The 23,925-nt window shown below is 70.4% G+C and carries 25 protein-coding genes and 1 pseudogene; 10 read left to right on the top strand and 16 right to left on the bottom strand.

The window, feature by feature from the left end; genetic code table 11:
* Positions 1-10: 10 nt before the first annotated feature.
* On the bottom strand, positions 11-592 hold the full coding sequence (locus FHR33_RS03205; protein WP_183643273.1) for a helix-turn-helix domain-containing protein: 582 nt from the start codon (positions 590-592) through the stop codon (positions 11-13).
* Positions 593-647: 55 nt separating this feature from the next.
* Between FHR33_RS03205 and FHR33_RS03200 the strand changes: the two genes are divergently transcribed.
* Positions 648-1,295 (top strand): HAD-IA family hydrolase, encoded by a 648-nt coding sequence (locus FHR33_RS03200; RefSeq protein WP_183643271.1) that lies wholly within the window; start codon positions 648-650, stop codon positions 1,293-1,295.
* Between the two features lie 380 nt (positions 1,296-1,675).
* Here the strand turns inward: FHR33_RS03200 and FHR33_RS03195 are convergent, their stop codons facing one another.
* From FHR33_RS03195 to FHR33_RS03185, 3 genes are all read right to left on the bottom strand, one after another.
* Positions 1,676-1,996, bottom strand: coding sequence for a hypothetical protein (locus tag FHR33_RS03195; protein ID WP_183643268.1), 321 nt, complete (start codon positions 1,994-1,996; stop codon positions 1,676-1,678).
* 829 nt (positions 1,997-2,825) lie between these two features.
* Positions 2,826-4,043 (bottom strand): FAD-dependent monooxygenase, encoded by a 1,218-nt coding sequence (locus FHR33_RS03190; protein WP_183643263.1) that lies wholly within the window; start codon positions 4,041-4,043, stop codon positions 2,826-2,828.
* A complete protein-coding gene (locus FHR33_RS03185) occupies positions 4,040-4,993 on the bottom strand; it encodes a quinone oxidoreductase family protein (protein WP_183643260.1) in 954 nt (317 codons plus the stop codon). Before FHR33_RS03185 ends, FHR33_RS03190 begins: the two co-directional genes overlap by 4 nt.
* A gap of 187 nt (positions 4,994-5,180) precedes the next feature.
* Here FHR33_RS03185 and FHR33_RS03180 point away from each other — a divergent pair, with 187 nt between their 5' ends.
* Positions 5,181-5,633 (top strand): MarR family winged helix-turn-helix transcriptional regulator, encoded by a 453-nt coding sequence (locus tag FHR33_RS03180; protein WP_183643257.1) that lies wholly within the window; start codon positions 5,181-5,183, stop codon positions 5,631-5,633.
* 27 nt (positions 5,634-5,660) lie between these two features.
* Here FHR33_RS03180 and FHR33_RS03175 read toward each other — a convergent pair whose 3' ends face one another.
* The 3 genes from FHR33_RS03175 to FHR33_RS03165 are packed head-to-tail and all read right to left on the bottom strand — an operon-like array spanning position 5,661 to position 8,289.
* Positions 5,661-6,320 (bottom strand): response regulator, encoded by a 660-nt coding sequence (locus FHR33_RS03175; RefSeq protein ID WP_183643255.1) that lies wholly within the window; start codon positions 6,318-6,320, stop codon positions 5,661-5,663.
* The gene (locus FHR33_RS03170; protein ID WP_183643252.1) at positions 6,317-7,471 is read right to left on the bottom strand and encodes a histidine kinase; all 1,155 of its coding nucleotides are present in this window, start codon (positions 7,469-7,471) and stop codon (positions 6,317-6,319) included. Before FHR33_RS03170 ends, FHR33_RS03175 begins: the two co-directional genes overlap by 4 nt.
* Entirely contained in the window at positions 7,468-8,289 is an 822-nt protein-coding gene (locus FHR33_RS03165; RefSeq protein WP_183643248.1) for a CPBP family intramembrane glutamic endopeptidase, read from the bottom strand. Before FHR33_RS03165 ends, FHR33_RS03170 begins: the two co-directional genes overlap by 4 nt.
* A 259-nt stretch (positions 8,290-8,548) precedes the next feature.
* Between FHR33_RS03165 and FHR33_RS03160 the strand changes: the two genes are divergently transcribed.
* On the top strand, positions 8,549-9,448 hold the full coding sequence (locus tag FHR33_RS03160; RefSeq protein ID WP_183643246.1) for an alpha/beta fold hydrolase: 900 nt from the start codon (positions 8,549-8,551) through the stop codon (positions 9,446-9,448).
* A gap of 326 nt (positions 9,449-9,774) precedes the next feature.
* Here the strand turns inward: FHR33_RS03160 and FHR33_RS03155 are convergent, their stop codons facing one another.
* On the bottom strand, positions 9,775-10,917 hold the full coding sequence (locus tag FHR33_RS03155; RefSeq protein ID WP_312895338.1) for an FAD-dependent oxidoreductase: 1,143 nt from the start codon (positions 10,915-10,917) through the stop codon (positions 9,775-9,777).
* A 252-nt stretch (positions 10,918-11,169) separates the two neighbouring features.
* On the opposite strand from FHR33_RS03155, the gene FHR33_RS03150 reads away from it, so the two are divergent.
* The 3 genes from FHR33_RS03150 to FHR33_RS03140 all read left to right on the top strand — a co-directional run bounded on the left by FHR33_RS03150 (position 11,170) and on the right by FHR33_RS03140 (position 13,614).
* Positions 11,170-11,790: a TetR/AcrR family transcriptional regulator gene (locus FHR33_RS03150; RefSeq protein WP_183643241.1), complete on the top strand. Its 621-nt coding sequence runs from the start codon at positions 11,170-11,172 to the stop codon at positions 11,788-11,790.
* A 170-nt stretch (positions 11,791-11,960) separates the two neighbouring features.
* The gene (locus FHR33_RS03145) at positions 11,961-12,845 is read left to right on the top strand and encodes a DUF2268 domain-containing putative Zn-dependent protease (protein ID WP_183643238.1); all 885 of its coding nucleotides are present in this window, start codon (positions 11,961-11,963) and stop codon (positions 12,843-12,845) included.
* A 10-nt stretch (positions 12,846-12,855) separates the two neighbouring features.
* Positions 12,856-13,614 (top strand): MerR family transcriptional regulator, encoded by a 759-nt coding sequence (locus FHR33_RS03140; protein WP_183643235.1) that lies wholly within the window; start codon positions 12,856-12,858, stop codon positions 13,612-13,614.
* Between the two features lie 92 nt (positions 13,615-13,706).
* On the opposite strand, the gene FHR33_RS03135 is transcribed toward FHR33_RS03140, so the two are convergent.
* The 6 genes and pseudogenes from FHR33_RS03135 to FHR33_RS03115 form a co-directional block, all read right to left on the bottom strand.
* Positions 13,707-14,138, bottom strand: coding sequence for a VOC family protein (locus FHR33_RS03135; RefSeq protein WP_183643232.1), 432 nt, complete (start codon positions 14,136-14,138; stop codon positions 13,707-13,709).
* Between the two features lie 281 nt (positions 14,139-14,419).
* Positions 14,420-15,412, bottom strand: coding sequence for an alpha/beta fold hydrolase (locus FHR33_RS03130; RefSeq protein ID WP_246451626.1), 993 nt, complete (start codon positions 15,410-15,412; stop codon positions 14,420-14,422).
* Positions 15,413-15,637: 225 nt separating this feature from the next.
* Positions 15,638-15,811: pseudogene (locus FHR33_RS53155) on the bottom strand (HAD-IA family hydrolase); the annotation flags it as partial.
* Between the two features lie 48 nt (positions 15,812-15,859).
* Positions 15,860-16,537 carry a carboxymuconolactone decarboxylase family protein gene (locus FHR33_RS03125; protein ID WP_183643225.1) on the bottom strand — a complete coding sequence of 226 codons (678 nt, stop codon included), beginning with the start codon at positions 16,535-16,537 and terminating at the stop codon, positions 15,860-15,862.
* 20 nt (positions 16,538-16,557) lie between these two features.
* Positions 16,558-17,376, bottom strand: a complete 819-nt coding sequence (locus FHR33_RS03120; protein ID WP_183643221.1) for an SDR family oxidoreductase — start codon at positions 17,374-17,376, stop codon at positions 16,558-16,560.
* A gap of 17 nt (positions 17,377-17,393) precedes the next feature.
* The gene (locus FHR33_RS03115) at positions 17,394-17,858 is read right to left on the bottom strand and encodes an SAM-dependent methyltransferase (RefSeq protein ID WP_183643217.1); all 465 of its coding nucleotides are present in this window, start codon (positions 17,856-17,858) and stop codon (positions 17,394-17,396) included.
* Positions 17,859-17,929: 71 nt separating this feature from the next.
* Between FHR33_RS03115 and FHR33_RS03110 the strand changes: the two genes are divergently transcribed.
* Positions 17,930-18,070 (top strand): hypothetical protein, encoded by a 141-nt coding sequence (locus tag FHR33_RS03110; RefSeq protein WP_183643214.1) that lies wholly within the window; start codon positions 17,930-17,932, stop codon positions 18,068-18,070.
* Here the strand turns inward: FHR33_RS03110 and FHR33_RS03105 are convergent.
* Positions 18,052-18,615, bottom strand: coding sequence for an HXXEE domain-containing protein (locus FHR33_RS03105; RefSeq protein WP_183643210.1), 564 nt, complete (start codon positions 18,613-18,615; stop codon positions 18,052-18,054). The two genes, FHR33_RS03110 and FHR33_RS03105, sit on opposite strands and share 19 nt — an antisense overlap.
* A gap of 351 nt (positions 18,616-18,966) precedes the next feature.
* Here FHR33_RS03105 and FHR33_RS03100 point away from each other — a divergent pair, with 351 nt between their 5' ends.
* The 3 genes from FHR33_RS03100 (at position 18,967) to FHR33_RS03090 (ending at position 21,169) form a co-directional block, all read left to right on the top strand.
* Entirely contained in the window at positions 18,967-19,803 is an 837-nt protein-coding gene (locus FHR33_RS03100; protein ID WP_183643208.1) for a DUF8832 domain-containing protein, read from the top strand.
* Positions 19,800-20,153 carry a hypothetical protein gene (locus FHR33_RS03095; RefSeq protein ID WP_183643205.1) on the top strand — a complete coding sequence of 118 codons (354 nt, stop codon included), beginning with the start codon at positions 19,800-19,802 and terminating at the stop codon, positions 20,151-20,153. Before FHR33_RS03100 ends, FHR33_RS03095 begins: the two co-directional genes overlap by 4 nt.
* Before the next feature lie 299 nt (positions 20,154-20,452).
* Positions 20,453-21,169: a DUF1330 domain-containing protein gene (locus FHR33_RS03090; protein WP_183643202.1), complete on the top strand. Its 717-nt coding sequence runs from the start codon at positions 20,453-20,455 to the stop codon at positions 21,167-21,169.
* Position 21,170: 1 nt separating this feature from the next.
* On the opposite strand, the gene FHR33_RS03085 is transcribed toward FHR33_RS03090, so the two are convergent.
* Entirely contained in the window at positions 21,171-23,891 is a 2,721-nt protein-coding gene (locus FHR33_RS03085) for a LuxR C-terminal-related transcriptional regulator (protein ID WP_183643199.1), read from the bottom strand.
* Positions 23,892-23,925 lie beyond the last annotated feature (34 nt).

Below are 23,925 nucleotides of genomic sequence, written 5' to 3'. Positions count from 1 at the left end.
CCGGAAGGCGTCACTGCGCTGTTCTGGGATAGCGGCCGTCGTGTGCGCCGATGTAGATCACCACGACGGTGCAGCGCGTCGTCCGGTCCTCGGCGGCGCGATAGGTGTGCGGCCGGTCGCCACGCAGGGAGAGGGCGTCGAGGGCCGGGACGACGAAGGTGGCGCCGCCGATGTCGACCTGGAGGACGCCCTCGGTGACGTGGATGAGCTCCTTGGTGCCGGCCGGGTGTCCGGTGTCGTGGATCGCGTCGCCGGGGTGGAGTGTGTGCTCCCACAGCTCGTGGCGGCCGTCGCCGACCAGGAGCGCGGTGGTGCTGCGACCGTGCCGGGAGACGAGGGCGTCGGCGCGACGGGCGAGCGAGCCGAGTTGCGTGGGCGTCTCCACCAGCTCGCTGATCGGGATCTTCAGGGCGTGGCACAGCCGGGCCAGGGTCGCCACGCTGGGGTGCGTGCGAGCGGTCTCGATCTGGTGGATCATCCCGCGGCTCACTCCGCTGGCCGCGGCCAGGTCGTCCAGCCGCCAGCCACGCAGTCCGCGGGCGGCGCGCAGGTTGGCGGCGAGGGTCTGGCCGACCTCTTCGACGATGTCCACGATCTCGCCCCCATGCCAAGATACTGATATTGACGTCCACAATAGTGTGACAGGCATGAAGTGGTCAGGGAAGTACGAAGCGATGTTGTTCGATCTGGACGGCGTGCTGGTCGACTCGCTGGGCGTGATCGAGCGCATCCTGCGGGAATGGGCGGCCGAGCACGGCCTGGACGGCGACGAGGCGGTGGCGCTGTCGCACGGTCGTCGCGACATCGACCTGATCCGGTTGCTGGCGCCGCACCTGGACGCCGAGGCCGAGACCGCACGCATCGTGGCCACGGAGGAACGCGACACGGCGGGGCTGCGAGGGCTGCCCGGCGCCGCTGAGCTGCTGGCCGCGCTGCCGTCCACGCTGTGGGCCGTGGTGACCTCGGGCACGCGCGCGGTCGCCGCCGCGCGCCTGCGCGCGGCGGAGCTCCCCGCGCCCACGCTTCTGCTCGGCGCGGAGGACGTGCCGGTGGGCAAGCCCGACCCGACCGGCTACCAGTGGGCCGCGCAGCTGCTCGGCCGCGGCACGCGGCACTGCCTGGTCGTGGAGGACGCCGAGGCCGGCGCCAGGGCCGCGGGGGCCGCCGGCATGGACTGCGTGGGCGTCGGCCCCGCCCTCGAGGACCGTCGGGACCTCACCGTCGCGCACGTGCCGGACCTGAGCCACCTTCGCGTCTCCGTCGAGGGGGACGTCCTGGTGGTCGGCGTGCTCTGAGGGATGCGCGAGCGTGCGGGCCCGGTCGACGTCACTGAGCCCGCTGCGGCGGTGTGTGATCGGGAGCATGGCGGGACACATACCGGACGCCTGGGTGCCTGAGTTCTCAGTCGTTCGGCTGCGGGAACAGAGAAAGGGTGTCGACGATCTGTTCGTGACGACAGACGTCGACACCCTTCTCCCCGCGTGCCGGCCGGTTCCGGGGTGAGGGCCGCCCCATCAGGTCCGCACGCGACGCGGGCTCATGTGGCCGTCAGACCTTGATGGCGGGCCAGGAGAGCGGTGCGGATCGACTCGCCCGGGACTCGAGGACGCCGGTGGTCATGGCGGTGAACAGGGTGCCCAGCACGCTTCCGAGGGCGCGGCAGTGGCGGATGGTGTCAACAGCCGCCCCGGTTGTACACCCTGAACACGTTGCTCCACCTGCCGACGTACCTCGTCTCTCCCGCTGGCACACAAAAATAGGTGTTCCCGCCCAGCAGGTAGGTCACGAAGATGTTCTCGCCGGCGCCGGAGCAGTTCTTGTACTGGGCCGCGTCGCCGTCCCGGTAAAGGCCGCAGGCGGCAGCCACGTGACTGCGCTCGTGGACGGTGCCCGCCGCGTTGGCGGTCGCCGGGCCTGTGGTGAGCAGCGTGGCGCTGATGGCCGCAAGGGTGCTCAGCAGGGTGACCTGGGACAGCTTCTTGGTTTTGACTGACATGACGTGAGCTCCTGTTCAGGTTCGCCGGCCGTCCTGTCTGCCTGCCTCATGCAGGGGATCAGGTGGCGGCCTTCCCGCCCTGGGTCGTTGCCGACCGGGCGTTAGGCTCAGCAAAGCCACTGCGATCGGGTGTCCAACAGAGGCTCGGACGCACTCGTCCGAAGTTGGGCCACGCGCTGGCCAGGGACGGACAGCCACGGACGCCAAACGGGACCGACCCGACCCCACGGGATCGCATCGAGGTCAACACCGGCCTGGCTCAACCCCGGTGACGTGGCCCCGCCGCGTCAGAGCACGCGTCTACCCCCAGCCCGGAGACCCGCCGCTTGGCCCCGGGGCGGATCACGGGTGGTAGACGTCAGCAGTTCATGTCGAGTCGATCAGCTTGCGGTCTACCCGCCTGATGTAGGCGGTGTCCCCCGGCCCCATTACAGGGTTCGATTACTGCCGGGACCCCTACGAGCCGATCAGGTTCGTCATCTCGGCAGGCCGATGCTCTGACACAGGTGGTGGGATTCCGTTACCTCTGGGCACGCGATCGTGCTCTCGATCGTTCCACCACCTCTTCATAGCGTTCATGGCATGGCCGAGGACGGAACGGGGCCCCCAGAGCCTCCACCTCCGCCGCCGGATCCTCCTGGATGGCCGGGCGGCGGTTGAGCGTCAGGGCGAGCGAAGAATCCATGCGCTGGTGGCCAGGGGTCCGAGGCAGGGCCGCCGACCGGTGGGGTCCCAGCCGCAGGCGATGATCCGCTTTCGGTGCTACCCATGGCTACGAGCGCGAACTCGCGAACGCTGTCCGGGCGGGCGTCACCGGAACGGGCACTTGTCAGCCGGCGTGGGCGATGTCCAGTTCCCTTTGCCGGATGGACTTGCTGCCGCTTCGCAAGGAGCGCAAGGCGTTGCCGATCACTGGGAGCCGGAGGCTGCGCGCCATGATCGGCCGGAGGGCGATCTGCCGTTGGTTACCGGGAGTGACAAAATATCGCTGTTCGACGCCGTTGGCCTGGTAATACGACATGTGCGGGCGGAGCTGTGCCTCCCAGGCGCGCAGAGCGCCGCGGATGTCGCCGGGGTGACGGTCCAGCATGCTGCCGAGCAGGTCGGCTCCGGCGAGTCCGGCGGAGACCCCCATGGCGGCGTACAGACTGGGACACCACGCGGAGCCGCCGACCAGCACCACCCGGCCGCGCGACCAGGCGTCCATGCGGGGCTGCTCCACCGAGTCGAACAAGAACTCGTCGGCGGCGTCGAGCGCGTCAAGCGCCTCGCCGAGCAGCCGGCCCGTGGGCTGAGGCCCATACGCGGCACGGACCCGCTCGACGGGCCGGCCGGTGAACTCGGCGTCGACGTCGTCGGTACGGTACGAGAAGAGCACGGTGGGCGGGTGGTCGGCGAACGGGAAGACCCACATGGCCCGGCCGGGCTCGAGGAGACCCGCCCCCTCGTGCGGCGAGAGCCCGCCGACCGGGCCAGGCAGCGTCGTCGCCGCGATCATGTAGCCGAGCCGATGCAGATATCTGTCGTGCGGGCCGAAGACGAGGCGCCGGACCGTGGACCGCAGCCCATCGGCGCCCACGACGAGGTCGAATCGCTCGGTCACGGATTCACCGTCGCGTTCGAGCGTCACCTCGACGCCAGAGGCGTCCTGCTCGATGCGGGTGGGGGTCGTCGCGTAGCGGATCTCCACGTCGTGTGGGAGCGCGGCGAAGGCGGCGCGTTCCACGTCGCCGCGCAGCATCATGCGGGGCGCAACCGGCAGGTCCCCGAACCCCAGGCCGGGTTTGCGGACGCCGGCGCGGTCCACCGTGTAGGTGATGCCGCCGGGCGGCGATCGGTCGGGGATGGCGTCGAGGATGCCGAGTCGTCGCGCGGCGGCCTGGCCGGCGCCGAACAACACGACAAAGTAGCCACCCGATCGGCGGCCCGGCGCTCTCTCCACGATGACGGGATCCCAGCCGATGCGCCGAAGGCCGATCGCCGTGGCGATGCCGCTGGCGCCGAGGCCGACGACCAGGGCCCGTCTCCTGCTGCTCGGTGAAGTCATGGCTTTCTCCTCGAAGGTGACGGCTGGGGGACGACAACGATGCGGTCGTCGGTCTCGGCGGTCCACGCCTGCGCGACCTGGGCGAGGGGCACGGTCCGGGCCCGTACGTCGATCGCGCCCGCGGCCACCGCTGAGGCCAGCTCCGGCAGCTCGGCGAGGAAGTCCCGGGCGGGGACCGAGCCGATGCCGCTGCCGACGATCTGCAGGCGGGCCGAGCGCAGTGCCACGGAGGGGACCGGCGCGGTCTGGCCGGCGAGGGATCCGATCTGGATCCAGGCCAGCGGGGCGGTGCGGTCGGAGCGAGCGGTGAGCATCGCCATCATGGCGTCGGCGGCGGGTTCACCCCACACGTAATCGATGACCACGTCGACGTCGGCGGCGTGGCCGATCTGGTCGAAAGTGATCGTCTCGTCGGCGCCGAGCGCGCTCAGCGCCTTCAGGCGGGTGGTGTCGCGGCCGACGGCGATGACCTGGCCGGCGCCGAACAGCTTGGCGATCTGGACCGCCATCCGTCCGGCGTTGCCGGTGGCGCCGAGGACGAGGACGCGCTGACCGGCGTGGAAGTCGACGCGCCGGCGCAGCGCGACCCAGGACGACATGGCCGGGTTCATCGCGGCGGCGATCTTCACGGGGTCGATGCCGTCGGGCAGGATCACGCTGCGGTGAGGGTCGATGAGGGTGCGGTCGGCGAACGTCCCCAGAGGGGTGTCGTCCAGGGCCACGTAGCGAAGGTTGCCCTCCTGGTCGCGCACCACGCCGTCGACGCCGGGGACGAGCGGATAGCCGCCGCTGCTGGAGTAGTGCGAGCCGTTCGCCTTGGCCCTGGTCAGATGGTGCAGGCCGGCCGCCAGGACCTCAACGACCATCTCGTCGCCGTGGCGTGGCGCGGGGTAGGGGTGGTCGCGATAGACCGGCGGGGCGTCGGCTGCCGAGATGACGGCAGCGTGCATGGTGGCCTCCCAGAAATGGTTTGTTTTACCAACTACCTTCATAATGGTTGGTAATGCAAACCATGTCAACGGATGCGGCGCGGTCGATCACCTGGCGCGGGATCGGGCGCTCTCCGCGGCGGCGGTGCCGGCCTTCCTCGCTCGTGCATGGTTGGTGCTGCCAACCACGCCGGACTAGCATGACCGCATGACCGCCACTGACGATGTCGTGGACGCCCTCGTCAGGACCACCTTCGAGGTGGCAGGCGTGCTGACCCGCATCGGCGGCGAGCACGATTTGTCGCTCACCCAGCTACGGGTGCTCGGCATCCTCCGCGACCGCCGCGCCCGCATCACCGAACTGGCCGCCTACCTCGGCCTGGACAAGTCCACGATGTCCGGCCTCATCGACCGCGCCCAGCGCCGGGGGTTGCTGACACGCGGCAAGAACCCCGAGGACGGGCGGGTCGTCGAGGTGTTCATCACCCCAGCCGGGCTCGAACTCGCCGAACGCGTGGGGGACGACATCCGGCGCGCCCTGGCGCCCGCGACCGGACGCCTGGACCCGGAACAGCTCGATCGGCTCGTCAACCTGCTCAACGTCGTCTCGGCCCGCTCCTCGCGCGCACATGACGCAGCCGAGCCGACGGCCGAGTGCTGACGGTCGAGAGGGCCACGGAGGGGCGTCTCAGGTGACCAGGCCCCTGCGGTAGGCGTAGACCACCGCCTGCACGCGGTCGCGCAGGCCGAGCTTGGTGAGGATACGCGACACGTACGTCTTGACGGTCTCGTGGCTGATCACCAGGGTGGCGGCGATCTCGCTGTTGGACTGGCCGTCGGCGATCAGGCGCAGCACTTCCAGCTCGCGCGGTGTCAGCGCGCTGTCGTCCGCGGTGCCCTCGGTGGGGCGGATCCGGGACGCGTACCTGCCGACGAGCTGCCGGGTCACCTCGGGGGCCAGCAGCGCAGCGCCGGTCGCGACGGTGCGGATGCCGTGCAGGAGCTGCGCCGGTGGAGCGTCCTTGAGCAGGAAGCCGCCGGCCCCCGCGCGCAGCGCCTCGTAGACGTACTCGTCCAGGTTGAACGTGGTCACCACGAGCACCTTGACCGGATGCTCCACCCCGGCGCCGGCCAGCAGGCGGGTCGCCTCGATGCCGTCGAGCACCGGCATCCGCACGTCCATCACCACGATGTCGGGGCTCAGGCGCCGGGCGAGGTCGACCGCGGCGCGGCCGTCGCCGCACTCGCCCACCACCTCCAGGTCGGGCTGCGCGTCGATGATCGTCGCGAAGCCGGTGCGGATCAGCGCCTGGTCGTCGCAGACCAGGACCCGGATCGGCGCGGTCACGACGGGCTCCCCGCAGGGATGCGGGCCCGCACGAGGAAGCCGCCGCCCGCCTGCCGGTCGGCCCGGAACTCGCCGCCGAGCGCTTCGACCCGCTCGCGGAGCCCTGCCAGGCCGCGTCCGCTCCCGCCGGGAGAGGCGGCCAGGGAGCCGGAGCCGTCGGTGCCGACCGCCACGCTGATCTCCTTCTCGCCGTAGCGCACGCGGACCACGGTGGGGCTGCCGTGGGCGTATTTGAGGGCGTTCGTCAGGGCCTCCTGGACGACCCTATAGGTCACGAACTCGGCGCTGCCCGCCGATTCGGCCGGGCTGCCCTCCTCGGTGAACTCCACCGGCTGCCCGGCCCGGCGGGTCTGCTCCACGAGCGTGTGGAGCTCACCGGCAGTCGGCATGCTGACGTCGGTGTCGTGATCGGCCCTGAGGAGGTCGAGCATGTGCCGCAGGTCGGCGATGGCCCGCCGGCCGGTGTCGGTGACGGCGCTCAGGGTCGCGTCGAGGCGGTCGGGCGCGGCGGTCAGGTAGCGTGCGGCCTCGGCCTGCACGACCATGGCCGTCACGTGGTGGGTCACGACGTCGTGAAGCTCGCGGGCGATGCGGGTCCGCTCGGCGGCGCGGGTGACCTCGGCGACGTGGCGGCGGCGCTCGGCCTCGGCGGCCCGGGTGGAGCGCAGCCAGACGCCGATGCCCCACGCGAGGGCCAGCGCCAGGTAGAACACCACGTACCCTTCCGGCCTCTCGGTCGCGCCGAGCCGGCCGAGCGCGACCGCCAGCGGCACGTACGCCATGGAGAGGAGGAGTACGGTGACGCGCCGGTGGCGCTCCAGATGGGCGCCCGCGCTGATGAGCGCGATGGGCAGCGCGTTGCTCGCCAACACGTGGTAGGCGAGGAGCTGGTCAAGGGCGAAGCCGAGCGACACCAGGACGAGACAGACGGCCGGCCACCGCCGGCGCACGGCGAGCGGAAGGCACTCCAGGGCGATCACCACGAACGCCAGCGCGTCGAAGGGACGAGCCGGCAGATCGCCGACCTGCGTCCCCTTGCCGTGGAGCGCCGGCAGGAGCGATGCGACAGCCATCAGCAGCCCGAACGGAAGATCCCGGACCACGACGTCGCACCGCCGCCACAGGTCCGTGAGCCGCCGTAGATCGATCATCGGGCGAGCGTAGCGGTCGCGCCGCGCCGAAGCGGAACCACGTTGCCGCGCCGGCGGGCCAGCCACATGAACCCGACCGTCAGCAGCAGGCCGAACACCACCGCGTACGGGCTCGCCTCCGGCCCGAACGTGCCGCCCGTGAGCAGGGCAGGGCCCGACGTCACGCCATGGAGCAGCCCCTGCGTCGCGCCGTTGCCCGAAACCTCGGTGCCGAAGATGCCGGCCGCCGCGAAGTTCCAGCCGAAGTGCACACCGATCGGCACCCACAGGGTGCGAGTGGCGGCGTAGGCGGCGGCGAGCATGCCGCCCGCCTCGATCGCGATGGCGATCGCGCCCCACAGGTCGGCGTGCGGGTTGAACAGGTGCGCCAGGCCGAACAGCAGACCTGTCAGCGCCAGCGCCGTCCACGTCCCCGCGCGTTCCTCGACGATCCTGAACAGGATGCCGCGAAACAGCAGTTCCTCCGTCACCGCGGCGGCGGCCATGAAGCCGAGCAGCCCCACCGCGCCCGCTGGCGAGCCCAGGCCGTCGATGCGGTAGCCGCCCACGAGAGCGATGTTCACGATGACGGCCGCGAACAGCGCGACACCGATCAGCGCCCCTCGTGCGATCGCGCGGACGGCGCCTTGCGCCGCCACCTCCACCGGCGCGCGGCGCTCGGACCAGCGCACCACGCGGGCGTACACGAACACTGCGAGCACGGCCGTCGCGACGCCGAGGACCAGGGTGAGGTACGGATTTCCCCCCACTGCCTGCACGCCCGCGCCGCCGACGGCGGCGACCGCCGCGACGGGCACGAGCTGCTTCAACAGACGCATGACGACTCCCTTGCGACCTCCCGCGGCCGGTGCGCGCGGGTACGCCGACAAACGCTAGGGAGCCGGCGCTCCGGGATCGTCCCCACACCGTGGACATTCGCCGGTAGCTCGCACGGGGGACAAGCGCATGTCCACCGTGCGGGGACGATCTCGGAGCGCGCGATCCGTAGCGTTACGACGCAGCCACGGCGCTCCGTCCGCTTTCCCGCCACACCGCCGTGTGCATCACCCGGCGTCGACTCCCCCACTGGAGGACCTCATGCTCCGCAAGATCAAGACATCCGTCGTGGCCGCGCTGTGCTGCACCGTGGTCGGCGCGGGGGCCGCCGGATGCGATGGCGACGCGGTGGAGAACTGGGACCCCTTCGCCTCCGCCACGCGGTCAGCCGACGCCGCCCCCATCTCCGGGACCGAGAAGATCGAGGTCTCGGGCCGTTCGGTGAACGTGTCCTGTTCCGGCGACCCGGCGAAAGGCAAGCCGGTCATCGTGCTGATGCACGGAGGGGGCGATGGGCTGGACAAGCTGGCCGCCGTCCAGAAGACGCTGAGCGAGCAGAACCGGGTCTGCTCCTACGACCGGCTCGGCGCGGGCGCGAGCGACCAGCCGGACGGCCCACAGGACTTCTCCAGCGCGGGGAAGATCCTGACCGGGGTTCTCGACCGCGTGTCCGGTGACCGCCCGGTCGTCCTGGCCGGGCACTCGCTGGGCGGGCTGATCGCCGCGAGGTACGCCCCTGACCACCAGGACCGGGTCAAGGGGCTGGTCCTGATGGACGCCACGCCGCCCACGATGCTGGACGACATCACGAAGGCGATCCCCGAGTCCGCCAAGGGCCCGGCGGCCGAGTTGCGCGCGCAGAACCTCGCGATCTTTCAGGGACAGAATCCGGAGAAGCTCGTCATCCCCGATGGCAAGGTCCGCTCCGCGGGGAACATCCCGGTCGAGGTCATCACGCACGGCAAGCCGTACCTCCGGGCCCTGCCCCAGTACGGGCCGCGCCTGGAGAAGGCGTGGGCCGCAGGCCAGCGCAGGTGGCTCGCGCTGTCCAGCGACAGCACCCTGAGCACGGCCACCAACAGCGAGCACTACATCTACGTCGATCAGCCCGATGTCGCCGTCCAGGCCATCGAGCGCGTCACCGCGCAAGCCGCACGTTGAGCGCCTCGATGGCAGACGGGGGTGGGGCTGAGGGGCGTCCGCCAACCGTTGCACGGTCAGCTCTCGCACTCCCTGTCCGTAGGGGCGGCTATGCGGACAGGCGGTCCAGCCATTCCGTGAGGAGCTGCTGTTCGGCGTGGCTGAGGCGTTCTGGCCGGGCAGTGCGGCGCGCAGGGAGCGGGCGGCGCCGGCCGGGCCCTGCTCCTGCACGGCCGGTTCCTGGGTGGTGACGGTGGTGTGGCGCTTCTTTTCCGTCATGGCCGCCGCCCTTCGTCCGCGCCCGAGGTGCGGGACGGCATCTCGCCGAAGGGAGATGTCGGTCATGTTCACGGCTGCGTGCTGTCCTGGGCGAAGTCGGGCAGTTCGTCGGACAGCAGCTGCTCGGTGCCGCCCTCCAGGAGCTTGGCCATCTCGGTCGCGCGGGGCAGCATGGTGCTTTCGTAGGCGCGGACAGCGTCGGCGACGGTGGCAGAATTCGCCAAGGTGACGGCGAGCTCGCTGGCGTCGAGCATGGCGAGGTTGACGCCGACGCCGAGCGGGGGCATGAGGTGGGCTGCGTCGCCGAGCAGGGTGACGGTCGGGTTGTGCGCCCAGGTGTGCGGGACGGGGAGGGCGAAGATCGGGCGGTCGACGTGGAGGCCGTCGTTGCCGCTGATCAGCTGGCGCAGGCGCGGCGACCAGCTCGCGTACTCCTCAAGGAGCAGGGCGCGGATGGCGTCGGTGTCGTCGATGGTCAGGCCGCTTCGCTTGATCCAATCGACCGGGACGCGCCGGATGAGGTAGACGCGGATGTGGTCGCTGCTGTTGCGTTGGGCGAACATGCCGCGGTCACCGTCGGCCGCGGCGGCGCCGCCCTGGCCGACCAGCTCGGCGATCTCGGGGTGCCGGGTCTGGACGTCGGAGAACCACATCTCAAGGAAGCTCACCCCGGTGTACTGCGGGACGGCGGGCGAGACGGCCGGACGGACCCGGGAGAAGGCGCCGTCCGCGCCGATGACCAAGTCGGTCTCGAGATACGTGCCGTCGGCGAAGTGCAGCAGGCGCGGCCCGTCGGCGGGGCCGCTGATCGAGGCGAGGGCGCGGCCCCACTGCACGGTTCCCGGCTGCAACGAGCCCAGCAGCAGGTCCCGCAGGTCACCGCGGTTGATTTCCGGCTTGAACAGCTCGCCGTCCTCGGGGACGTGATGGAACAGGATCTCGCCAGCGGGGTTCATCTGGCGCATCTCCTGCCCCTCAGGGCGGGCCAGGGCGAAGAACTCTTCCAGCAGGTCGGCTTCGCGCAGTGCTCTCTGACCGCTGTCGGCGTGCAGGTCCAGGGTGCCACCCTGGTCACGGGCGTTCGGGCCGCTGTCGCGGTCATGGACGGTGACCGCCAGACCGCGCCGCTGCAGGATTCGTGCGCAGGTCAGGCCGCCGGGCCCGGCGCCGATGATGCTGATGCGGGCACGGTCGGGCGCGGAAGACGTCACGGCTGGTTCCTTTCGGTCGATGGAGAGCGGGACCCGGGGCCTCGGGGCGCCTGAGCCGGGTCTTCCGGCCCGGCGCCTCGCAGACAGGTCCGCGATGACAGGGCCACGGCGAACGAAGGGGTGCAGGGCGAAACGCCTGGATCCTCGGGTCTCGTGGCTCCCATCCAGCACGCTAGGCATAAAAGTGCAATGAGTCAACTAAACAACTGATGCCACTATTTATATGAGGCCACTAGCGGATATGCTCAACCCATGACCGTGCCACCCGTCAGCCGCCGTGAACGCAAGAAGGCGGCCACCCGTCAAGCGATCGCCGACGCCGCCCTGGATCTCTTCCTGGAGCACGGCTACGACCAGGTGAGCATCCGCGACATCGCCGAAGCTGCCGATGTGTCGACCACCACGGTGTTCAAGCACTTCACCGGCAAGGAAGCCCTCGTCTTCGACCAGGACGAGGACCGGGAAGCGGAGCTGGTCGCCGCGGTTCGGCAGCGGCCCGCCGGCCAGAGCATCCCCGACGCCCTCCGCCGACACGTCCTGGATACCTGGCTGCCGATCGAGACGCACCCGCAGCGGGCCGGGTTCACCCAGCTGGTGGACTCCACGCCGGAGCTGCACGCCTACGCCGAACGCATGTGGACCCGGCACACCGACGCCCTCGCCGCGGCCATCGCCGACGAGCTCGACGTCGACCACGACGACCTCGCCTGTACAGTCCTCGCCCGATACGTCCTCGAAATCCCTGCCCTCGCGCGAGGCCACCAAGACCGCCGCGCCGCCGTCGAAACAATCTTCGACATCCTCACCCGCGGCTGGCAATCAGCCGGCAGGCCGACCACGCCGTCCACCCGCGGCTCGACGAGCGGCAGCTGACAGGCTCGCGATCTGCACGATCACCTCCATTCACCTGGCGAGACGGCGAGCACAGGCCGGGGCGCGCGTGAGTCCGTCAGCGGCGAACGGCCGGCCCATGACGGGGCTGGGTGACGGCGGGTCGCCGCTGGTTTGACCTTGACGCTGCGTCAACTTCTAGCATCGCAGGCATGTCGATCACTGTTCTTGACACCTACTCCGCCATGAGACGGATCCTGCTGGCCCCGGTAGCGGACCGCGTTGACCTGCTGCGTTCGATGCTGGAGCCCATCCGGGACATGTACCGCTACTACCCCGGCGAGGCCGACCTGGTGGCCATACACCTCCAAACGTCCGGGTTCCCCATCGACCGCGACGAGGAGCGTTGCCTCGACGCGCTCGAAACTCTGGCGGCGGCCGGGGCCTGGGAGCGGATGCAACGCGCGCTCGACGACGCTCTCGCCGTACTTCTGGAGGCGACGCCGGGGCTGGAGGCTCCGGACATCACCGTGCTGTTCGTCCTCGGCGATCCGGCTGACAAGCACTTCATGGGTCCCTGCCTGGGAGTGACCGGGTTCGGCGGCATCTCCGGCCAGATCGTGATCACGTTCTGGCCCTTCCCCGAGAACGTGGAGCGGCTGGAGGCCACCGCCGTGCACGAACTGCACCACAACCTGCGGTGGAGCCCGGGCGGGGTGGTGTGGGACCCGATGACCGTCACGGTCGGCGATCACATCGTCGGCGAGGGCCTGGCCGACGCCTTCGCCCGCCAGCTCTACGGCGACGAGCTCGGCCCCGCCCGCATCGGTGTGCCGCACCTGCACGATGACGAGATCTTCGCCAAGGTGCTCACCGGGCTCGACGTGACAGGCATGCAGAACTTCACTGCCTGGGTGCACGGCGACCCCGGCGCCGAGCACCTCGGTGTCACCCCGGTGGGATTGCCGATGGGTGCCGGTTACGCCGCGGGCAACCGGCTGGTCGACACCTACCTGGCGGCGACCGGGCAGACGGCGGCGCAGGCCCTGCACGCCGACAGCTCGGAGGTCATCGCGGCCACGCTGCGCCGCGGGTGACACTGGAAGGATGGAGTGGACGATCCAGGAACTCGCGGCGAGGGCCGGCATCAGCAGTCGCACCCTGCGTCACTACGACCGCGTCGGGCTCCTGGCCCCGTCCCGGGTCGGCGCGAACGGGTACCGCTACTACGACCCGGGCGCGGTCGCCCGGCTGCAGCGGATCCTGCTCATGCGCCGGCTCGGCATGGGCTTGCCGGCCATCGCCAAGGTCCTGGCCGACGAGGTGGACACCCACGACGGGCTCCGCGCCCACATCGCCGCGTTGGAAGAGGAACGGGACCGCCTCGAACGGCAGATCCGATCGGTGCGTCACACGCTCGAGGCCATGCAGGCGGGGGTGGAACCGCGGATGGACGTGATGTTGGCGGGGTTCAACGACCACTACAAGGACGAGGTGATCTCACGCTGGGGCGAGCGCGCGTTCCAGGTGAGCAACGACTGGTGGCACGGCAAGACCCTTGACCAGCAGCTGGCCTGGAAGCAGGACACTGAGGACCTCGTCGCCGCATGGGTCGCCGCAGCGAAGGCCGGGGTTTCCCCGACATCGGAGCACGCTCGGTCACTGGCTACCCGGCACGTCCAGTGGCTGAGCCAGATCCCGGGTACCCCCACGGCCGAGGGCGACAGGGAGCGTTCGATCGAGATGGTGAAGGGCCTGGGCGACATGTACGTCGACGACCCCCGCTTCGCCGGCATGTACGACGACGCCGCGGGGGCGGCGTTCGTCCGCGACGCACTGCACACGTACGCGCGGACCCAGATGTAGCTCGTGCTCATCGCACGAACCGAATGGGGCCAAGGTGTCTTCCGGGGGCGCATGGGTGCGCCCCCGGGAGTGCGGCATGAGACGGCGCGTCGTCAGGTGGCGAAGACCTGGGAGTCGTCGGCGAACGCCTTGAACTCCAGAGCGTTGCCCGCCGGGTCGAGCAGGAACATCGTCCACTGCTCGCCGACCTCGCCCTCGAAGCGTACGTACGGCTCGATGACGAACGCGGTGCCCGCGCCGCGAAGGCGGTCGGCGAGTTCGTGGAACTCCGGGATGGTCAGGATGAGGCCGAAGTGCGGTACGGGGACGTCGTGGCCGTCGACCGGGTTGTGGATGCGCTGGGTGCGGCCAGGGGCGAGATGGGTGACGAACTGGTGGCCGTGCAGGTTCCAGTCCACCCATGTCTCGGCGCTGCGGCCCTGCTCCAGACCGAGCACCTCACCGTAGAAGCGGCGCGCCGCGGCCAGGTCGTCGACTGGTACGGCCAGGTGGAAGCGCGGGATCGGGGAATCGGTGGATGGCATGGCGTGAATGTCCCTTTCTGTGTGCGTTCCCGGGAGCTACCCGTGCCGGCGGATGGGAGACGATCAGGTCTGGCGCCGGCGCTCTCGCCGACTTCGTGCTGGCCCGGCGCTCGAAGAAGAGCAGACCGCGGACCTGTTCCACGAGCCGACTTGCCCCGGCAACGGCTGGTGCCCCCACCCCGCCCACTGCCGGGATCCTTGATCACGTCGGTATGAAGGCCCGCATCGTTGAGGGCTGCCGCGAGCAGCTCACCAGGGGCTATGTACGCGTGGGCAATGGGTCACCGTGAGTCGGCGAAGAAGGTCTGGAGGTGGTGGTTGACCGGTTCCGGGCAGTCCAGCTGGGGGGCGTGGCCGCAGCCATCCAACACCACGAGCTGCTCGTTCGGGAGCAGTTCGGCGAAACGGTGGGCGCGCTCGACAGGCTGGATGGTGTCCTGCTTGCCCCACAGCACCAGGGCCGGGGTCTTGGTGATGGGGAGGGCGCGTTCGGTCTGCGCCCAGTCCAGACGGCGTTCCAGCAGGTAGGTGGCGCGGATGTTGTCGTAGAAGGTCATCGGCGCCCACCACTCGTCAAGCAACTGCTCGCTAACGCGGCCCTTGTTGACCATCATGCCCTTGGCCAGGCCGCGGACGGTGGACTTGCCGGTGGACAGCTTGACGGCCAGCTCCCCGATGACGGGGACCTTCAAGGACTCCCACATCAAGGTCCCCGGCAGGTCCAGGCCGGTGGCGTCCAGCAGGGCGAGCTTGGTGACGCGATCAGGGTGGCGCTGGGCGAAGGCCAGGGCCCAGCCGCCGCTCCAGGAGTTGCCCGCCAGCGCGGCCTGCCGTACACCGAGGTGGTCCATGAAGGCGCCGACGGCGGAGACCATGGCGTCCAGGTCGAAGGCGAAGTCGGCGTCCTTCAGCTGGGTGTAGCCCTGGCCTGGCAGGTCGACCACGTACACGGTGTGGTCGCGAGCCAGCACGGTGAGCTGATCCTTCCAGCCGATGACCGAGGTGCCGCCGGGCGAGAGCAGGATCACCGGCGTGCCGGATCCGGCCTGGACGTAGTGGAAGCGCGCGATAGGGGTGTCGGCGTAGCGTGAGCCGACCTGGGCAAGGTACGGCGAGCGGAAAGCGCGACCGTCTTCGGCCGGCTGCCAGCCGTACGCGCCGAACAGCAGCGCGGCCACCAGCAGGGCTAGCGCAGCCGCCAGCCGGCGGCGCCAGCCTCGCTTGTGCACCGGCTGGGGAGCGGTGGTCTGAGGTGCGTTGTCCAGGCGTGTCATGGTGATCCTTTGGTTCAGTCGCGGGGAGTCCCCATGCGTCTGGACGGGCTGGCGCGACGATCCGTGACAGCCATGCCGAGTGATCCAACGCACACCCCGCGCCCATTGTGCTGAGCGCATGGCGACGATCAGCGGCGGAGTCGGGGCGGAATCGCAGGCAACCCGCCACCGCCATGCCAGGGCCGCGGCGAGATCCGCCACCGTCCGGTAGTGGAGGCCGGTCATGCCGAGCGACCTGGCCGCCTCCACGTTCTCCGGCCGGTCATCCACGAACAGGCACCGCCGCGGCGCGGCACCTGTGACCTCGGCGGCGATCTCGTAGATGCGCCGGTCAGGCCCTGCACGGTAACGACCGGCGGCCTGCGCGCCTCGTCCCGGACTCGCACCGGCGGGCGGCACCTCTAGCCCGGGGAGTCCTTGCGCCGGCGCCTTCGCCTCCTGCAGCGCTCAGGTGGCGGTCCCCGAGCCGGAGCCCCGCTGAGGAAGGAGGGCCTTGGCGGCGGCCCAGGCTCGGGGTAGCCCGAACTCGGCCAGACCGCGGAGCAGATCGCGCAGGGTTTCCTCGGTGGCTCCGGCCGCTTTGGCCAGTTCGGCGTGCAGGCGGAGGGATTCGCCCAACGTCTGGTAGAAGACGTCCACGACCAGACAGGCGATGGCCCGCTCGCGCACACTGAGGTGGGTGCGGGCCCAGCGCTGGGCGAGCTGGTCCTCGGTGAAGGCGGCCAGGCCCGGGTCCACGTCCTCGAGGTCGCGTACGGCGCGGGCCAGCGGCCCGGTCACCGGCACCGGCTTGACCGCCTCGGTGTCGGATGCTTCCGGGAGGCCGAGCTCAGCCAGACGCTGGAAGGCCGGGACGAGGATGGGGTAGCCCACATAGGGGGCCAGGTGGCGGTAGAGCTCCCGGATCGACTCGGGTTCGACCCCATTGGCCAGGGCCATCTGCACGTGCATGGCCAACGGCAGGCCCAGGTGGGGGTGGCACAGGTCGGCGGTCAGGCAGACGAAGGCCTTCTCACGCGGAGTCAGGTGGGTCAGGCCCCACAGGTTGTGGCCCGCACCGACGGCGAGCCGGGCGAAAACGGGGTCGAGCGCGACGAGGGCGTCGGCTCCGGCGAGCTGGGGCATCGGTGTGCTCCGTTCGGGGTTCAGGACAGGCCGAGCGCGCGCAGGCGCAGGCGGTCGAGGGTGTACTGGGGGACGATGCGGCCGAGCGTGCTCATCAGCCGGGACTTCTTGCCGACCGGATAGCGGGAGCGGGGCTTGCGCGCGGTCAGGGCGTGCAGCACCGCGCGGGCGACCACGTCGGGGCTGGAGCCCGAGCGCTCCTCCTTGAGCCCGGCGGTGGTCATGGTGCGGTAGGCGGTGCCGTACAGCTGCCTGCCCTCGGGGCCGAGAGAGGCCAGTCGGGGTTCGACCTCGTCTTCCAGCTTGTCCACCGCGTCTGTGTGAATGGAGCCGGGTTCGATGAGTACCGCGCGGATCCCCCAGGGTTTGACCTCCATGCGCAGCGCGTCGTTCAGCGAGCGGATGGCGTGCTTGGAGGAGCACAGCGGACCGCCGAAGGGCAATGTGATCCAACTGCCCACCGAGCCGACTGTGACCACGCGCCCGCGCGAGGCCCGCAACATCGGCAGCATCGCCTGGGTGACTGCCACCTGGCCGAAGACATTGACCTCGTACTGCCGGCGCAACGCGTCCAAGGGGACGAACTCCAGCGGTCCGGTGACGCCGATCCCGGCATTGTTGACCAGGGCATCGAGATGGCGCAGGCGCTCGGCGGCCTCCGCGGTCTGGCCGGCGTCGGTGACGTCGAGAATGATGGGTGTGACAGTGGGGCCGAGTGCTTGGCCGTCTGACTCCTTGCGCACCCCCGCGTAGACGGTGAAGCCCTCGCGGGCCAGCAGCAGCGCGGTGGCACGCCCAATTCCGGTGGAGGCGCCGGTCACCAGGACGGTCTTCGACATGAGAGGTTTCCTTCCTTTCAGTAGTAGGTGCGCATCAGCTCGGTGGCCCACTCCGGCTGCACCGTCTCGCCCTGCGGGCCGAACTCGGCCATGTAGGGCTTGATGTCCAGGACCGGGCTGCCGTCGACGGCGTCCAGGCCGCGGACATGGATGTCCAGGCCGTCCACGGCGACCACCCGGCAGCGCGAGACGCCCAGCAGGTTCGGCCGGTTCTTGCCCCGCTGAGCGAAGATGCCGACCTTGGGCCAGTCCGGGTTGCCCTGGGGGTGACGGGCGGAGGTGTTGATCGAGGATGGGTCCACGAGGTGGAACTGAAACACCACTTCCAGGTGCGAGAACGCGTCCAGCCCGGCGAGCGCCTCTGGCCCGAAACGCGTTCCGTCGAGACGGATCAGCGCCTTCTCGACATTCCAGTCGTCGTCAAACGCCTCAGCGCGTCCACCGACGACCGTTCCTACCGGCTGCACGACGATTCGTTCCATGTCTCCTCCAGTCGGGTCGACATCATCGACATGCTCTCCTGCCCAAGCCCATCAGCGTCCAGGGGCGACACATGAGGCCGCGGGCCGTGCGGCTGCGCGAGGTCCTCGGCGCGCAAGCGCTGGCGATGCCCAGGGCGGCGCCGCTGTGTCGCCACGTCGCCACATCCCAGTGGCTCGCGCCGACCATCCAGCGCTACCTGACCAGCGACTGAACCTGCTGCTGCTCCTCCGCCTTGAGCACGCGGTTCTCTTTGATGAGTAAGTAGATCAGCAGCCCGCTCATGATGAAGTGGCCGCCGGCGGTGTACAGGCCGGGGAAGTAGCCGCCCTTGAGGATCGGGAAGACGAAGTGGGCGATGCCGTTGAGCAGGCCGGCGCCGAGGGCGTACCACCACAGGAAGAAGTTGGCCACGCGGATCCGGTAGAGCGCGCCGGCGCCGGCGAAGAAATAGAGAGCGCCGAAACCGAAGACGAAGACGAGCAGGAATTCCTTCTCCGGCCAGTCGCGCGGTGAGTCGAACAGCTCGACGATCTCGTGCGGGAAGCCGCCGGTGTACTCCTCGGCCATGTGGATGAGCTGGAAGCCCACCGCGCACAGGTAGACGGCGATCACCTTCCTGGACTTCACGGGGCGGGTGTAGCTGAAGGCGATCCAACCGCTCCAGCCCAGCACGCTGGCCACCACGAGGATGACGGCACCCTGGATGGGGAGGGTGAGCAGGGCCCAGGTGCAGAAGGCGGCGGCCAGGATTGCCATAACGGTCGCCGAATAGGGTTCAGGTCGCTTGATCATGGCCGGAACTCTAAGAAGATTGCGCTGCCCATCGCTTCCGTCAGGTGACTGACGTGTGCTCGGGGCACGTCAGTCACGTGACAGAGGCGATGGGCAAACGGCGTCCTCGCAGGTGCCGGGGCCGCTGCGGGTGAGCGCGCATGCGCTGCAGCCTGTGAGCCTGGAGCTGGAGTCGCGCTCGCTGACCGACGGCAGCAGTCGACCGGTTCGGTGAGCGCCGGTCGGGAGCCGGCAGCGTTGCGGGCCGAGCATGCCGGCCCGCACGAGCTGCGCGTCCGTGCCGGTGCTGAGGTCTCGGTAATCCCGTTCCCGGTCGTGGTTCCCGAGAGCGCTCCCTGGGCGATGGTGATGGACGGCGCCTTCCTGGCGGCCGGGCTGCTGCTGGTGGGCGGGGTGCTGGCCAGGAGCGTGTCCCGGCGGCTCGTGAGCGGTGCGAGTGCGGCTGCGGGGGTCGCGGTCACGGTGATGCTGCTCATGCCGTACCTCTCTCCTACGCAGCTGGCGGGCGGGCGGCCGTATGCGCAAGGCCGGTTCTCGACGCTGCCCGCCCGGCCCGTCACGGGCGCCGAGTTCACCTTGGCCCTGCGGCTGGCGGACAGCGCGACCGGGCGGCCGGTGGACGACCTCGCCATCCACCATGAGGCCGCCGCACATGTCGTGGTCACCAGCGAGGACGGCGCGGTCTTCCGGCACGTGCACCCGTTGCGGACCGCGCTGGGCGTGCTGGCCGTACGGCTGAGCCTCCCGCGTCGGGGTCGCTACCTGGCCTACGCCGAGATTGAGCGGCAGGAGTCGGGCGGGCAGCTGCTCACCGGCGCCTTCGAGGTCTCGGGTAGGGCGCGGCCGGACGCCTACGTCCAGCAGCCCGTCACGCCCCGCCTGACGCCGGCCGTCCTCGTCGCCGGAAGCCCGTTGACCATCGAGGTCGGCACGCAGGCGCCGGCCCAGCCCTGGCTGGGCATGCCTGGCCACCTGATCGTCAGGAGCCGGGACGGCGCACACCTGGCGCATGCGCACGGGACGGCGGCCGGGACCTCCGCACTGCGCTTCTCGCTCACATCTCCCGAGCCGGGCCGCTACCTGGTCTGGGTCCAGTACGCCGCCAGAGGTCGTCTCATGACCAGGTCCTTCACCATGGAGGTAGATCGATGAAGTATGCGGGTGTCTGCCTGCTCGTGGCGGGGGTGCTGTTCGCCGTCGTTTCGCGCTGGCTCGGCGGCGGCCCTGAGAGCGTGCAGGCGGCGGGTACGCGCTACACCGTCACCGTGCCGGTCGATCCAGTCGAGGTGCGGGTGACCTCGGGCAAGGCCGAAACGGTCACGCTGGCTGCGGCCATGCCCGGCATGGGCCACGCTCTGCCGCCGGTCGGCACCGTCCAGGCCGGTCACGGCCGCTTCGTCGCCACGGAGAACATGTTCGCCATGGACGGCGTATGGGAACTGTCGATCATCCTGTCCGGGGATCAAGGTGAAGAGATGATCACCATCAGCATGCTGCTGTGACGGCAAGACCGCTGTTCCCGTGACGGGCCTGCCCGGAGGTCACGGTCGACCCGCTATTCAGGCGGTGAAAATCACCTTGCCTCGCACGTGGCGGCCCTCGACGAAGTTCGGTCCGTCCAGTCCGATCCCGGCGCTTCGTCGCCGCAACGTGCTGGTCACGGGTGGTGCGTGGGAGCTGCCCATCACCGTCGCCGAGGCTCAGGAACAGGAGACCCTCAGCATCCGCACGGTAGTTGGCCGGTGAACATCAGTCAGATGACGGAGGCGAGCCCCGAGGGCCTCTGGCTAGCGTCGGCGCCATGAAGCTGATCAATGACCATCTGGCCGTCAGGGCCCAGGCGCTGCCCGCAACCGGTGACGGCTTCGTCATGCTGGCCGGCGAGGCCGGCTCCTGGCGTGGCCCCTTCGCGTCTGCTCCCACACGACTAGCCGCCCGGCTCAAGGCGCTGGTCGCGGGGATCGAGGCGCGCGAGGCGAACGTGTTCCGCGCGGTCCTGCGCCCACCCGGCGAGGGCGAGGAGGTGCTGGCCGCCCGGGGCATCCGGCCGGCGCGCTTCGACGTCGTCGTGCTGATCCGCACCGCGTCCGTGGAGGCCGCTCTGGAGCTCCGCGAGAGCGCCGCCTACCAGGAACTCGCCGAGACGCTCCGCGCGGCCTCCCGCCGTACCCACCAGATCGTGGCCGACAACGCCGGACGGCTCGGCGATGTGGACCACAGCCAGGACCACTGCTACCTGTTCAACTACTTCTACGCCGACGACCGCGAGACCCTGCTGAAGGTGTGGGAGTACACCGCCGGGTGGTTCCAGGCCAAGACCGCGCTGCCCAACTCCGCGCTGATGCGGCCGGTGGAGGGCGAGCCCACCGACTACGGGCTGGTCAACCACGCCAGCTGGCCCAACTGGTGCGCCTTTCTGCCCAGCCTGATCTTCCGGCCCACGTTCCGCACTTTTGTGCTGGCCAACTTCAAGGTCAACGGCGTCGCCGCGCAGCCGATCATCTACCGTCGGGTCTGACCTATGCCAGCTCCAGCCTGGCCAGCTCGGCGCGAGAGGCGACTCCCAGCTTGGGGAAGGCCTTGTACAGGTGGGAGGCGACGGTGCGGGGACTCAGGAACAGCCGCGCGCCGATCTCGCGGTTGGACGCGCCAGTGGCAGCCAGCCGTACCACCTGCAGCTCCTGCGATGTCAGCACGGCCAGCGGATCTGCGGCCTGCGAGCGGTCCGGCAGGCTGAGCCCGGTCGCGCGCATCTCGGTGGCGGCGCGAGCAGCCCAAGGAGTGGCGCCCAGGTGGTCGAAGGCCTCCATGGCGGCCTGGAGCTGACCGCGCGCCTCAGCTCGCCGCCTGTTCCGGCGCAGCCACTCGCCATAAACCAGGCGGGTGCGTGCCTCGTCGAACGGCTGCCGGTCCTGGGCGTGCAGGGCCAGCGCCCGTTCGTACAGCGCCCCGGCCGCGCTGTCGGGGCTCAGCAGCGCACGCGCCCGCTGGAGGAGGGCGAGCGGTGCGGTCCGGCCCGCTGCCTCTGCGGAGGCGGCCAAGCTGTGGAGCAGGTCCTGGGCACGCCGTGGCTTCCCCACCCGGACAGCGGCCTCGATGTAGTCGGGCCAGGAATACCGCCACAGGAAGGCATGGCTCGTGGGACCGCTCATCGCCCGGTCCACCCGGTCAAGCATCGCTTCGTAGCGGCCCAGCCCGAGGTCGAGGATCGCCCGGGCACACTCCCCCCAACCGGCTCCGGGCATCCACCTACGGTGGTCGGCGTCACGGATCGCCTGCTCGGCCATCGCCTCGCACTCCTCCTGCGCCCCGGCGACTGCCGACAGCCAGGCGTGGATGCCCGCCAGGTAGCCGCGCCACATCGGCTGGCCGACATCGGAGGCCAGGGCCAGACCCGTGGTCACCGTGGCCCGCGCGGAGGGATGCCGGCCGCCGAGCACCTCGGCGATGGCCAGGATCACCATGGCCTGGGGCAAGCGCCCCAGCCGTCCCTCCACCCGGCATTCCTCCACGAGCGCGGTGGGGGCGTCGAGCATGCCGGCGATGTCCTCGCCGACGATCCCCTGGAAGACCTGAAGGCAGCGCAGCTCGTAGGGGATGTGGTCGTCCCGTCCCGGCCTGCCCGACAGAAGCGTGGGGGTGGCGTCGCCCTCCAGGACCCGGCGGAAGGAGTGGTTGACGGTGCGCACCGCCTCCACCGGCCCCTCGCCGTCCGGGCACAGTTCCTCGGTACGGCGGGCCAGGGTGAGCTGGTCGGGGTGGGTGGAACTGGGCCAGGTGTAGTAGCCCGCCATGGCCAGCAGCGACAACTTGCTGGGCAGGTCGTCGGTCGCCTCGGCCCCGTCGTGCAGCAGCCGTACGCCATCCAGCGGCCGGCCCGCCTCGACCTCCAGCTTGGCGCGCACGTAGGCGAGTTCAGCCTGGGCAGACCCCGTCAGCGTGACCGTCTCGGCCCGCTGCCGCGCCCTGGTCACCAGCTCGCCCGCGCGCTGCCATAGGCCCGCCTCGATCGCGGCTTGGGCTGCGGCGGTCCACCGGCGCACGGCCCGGCCGGGGTCGGGTGACAGCTCCGCCGCGCGGGCGTAAGCCGCCGAGACCGCCGTCTGCCCGCCGCGGCGCAGCGCGAGCAGCGCCAGGTTCTCCAGTTCCCCGGCCACTTCCTCGTCGGGCTGCAGAGTGAGGGCGGCCCGGTGCCAGGCACGCCGGTCGTCGTCGGCGGTCTCGGCCAGCGCCTGGTGGGCGGCCATCCGGTCGCCGATGTCGCAGGCCAGCAGCACCGCAGTACGCACCAGCGGATGATGGAAGGCAACGCCGTCGGGCCCCACCCGGACCAGACCCGCGCGCTCGGCTTCAGCGAAGTCGACCAGCGAGGCCCCAAGCTGGCTGACCGCGCGCGCCAGCACCTCCAACCCGCCGTGGTGGTCCAACGCCGCCACCAACAGGCAGGAGCGGGTGGCGGCGGGAAACGCCGAGACGCGGACGCGGAACCCCATCAGCACCCGGTCCGTCACCGGCTGCGCCGTACCGGCGAAGAAGGTCAGCGGAGCCATGGCGCCCTTACGCTGCTCAGGGGTGAGCATCCGGGGCAGCTCGATCAGTGCCAGCGGGTTGCCCCCGGCCTCGGCCATCAGCTGGTCGCGCACGGTAGGCGGCAGATCCGCCGCCTGCTCGGCGAGGAGGTTGCCCGCCGCCTCGGCATCCAGCTCCCGGAGCCGCAACTCGGGCAGCCCTCTGGCGGGGAAGTCGCCGTCCCGCACATCGCCGTCCCGCGCGGCGAACAGGACGGCGACGGGCTCGGCATGCAGACGGCGTGCAGCGAACAGCAGCGCATCGGCCGACTCGCCGTCCAACCACTGCGCGTCGTCGACCAGGCAGAGCACCGGGCCCGCGGCCGACAGCTCCACCAGCAGGTTGAGCGTCGCGAGCCCGACCAGGAAACGGTCGCCCCGGGTGGCACCGCCGAGGCCGAGCGCACCGCGCAACGACTCCGCCTGTTGGCGCGGCAGCGCCTCGACGTGCTCGAGGACGGGACGCAGCAGCAGATGCAGCGCGGCGAAGGGCAGGTCGGCCTCGGACTCGACACCGGACACCCGTAACACCTGCGCCCGTGCCCCAGCCGCAGAACACTCCAGAAGGGCCGACTTGCCAATGCCCGCCTCACCGCGCACGACCAGTGCACCGTACCGGCCTTCCACCAACTCGGCGATGACGGCTTGCTCCGCCTGACGTCCGTGCAGCATGGTTCTCCCACAAGTGGAGGTGCGCGATGTCACC

It is taken from the genome of Nonomuraea dietziae (assembly GCF_014195505.1).
In the GTDB taxonomy this organism is placed as follows: domain Bacteria; phylum Actinomycetota; class Actinomycetes; order Streptosporangiales; family Streptosporangiaceae; genus Nonomuraea; species Nonomuraea roseola.
The sequence above is the reverse complement of the archived record's forward strand: the minus strand, read 5'-3'. Positions and strand labels throughout refer to the sequence as shown.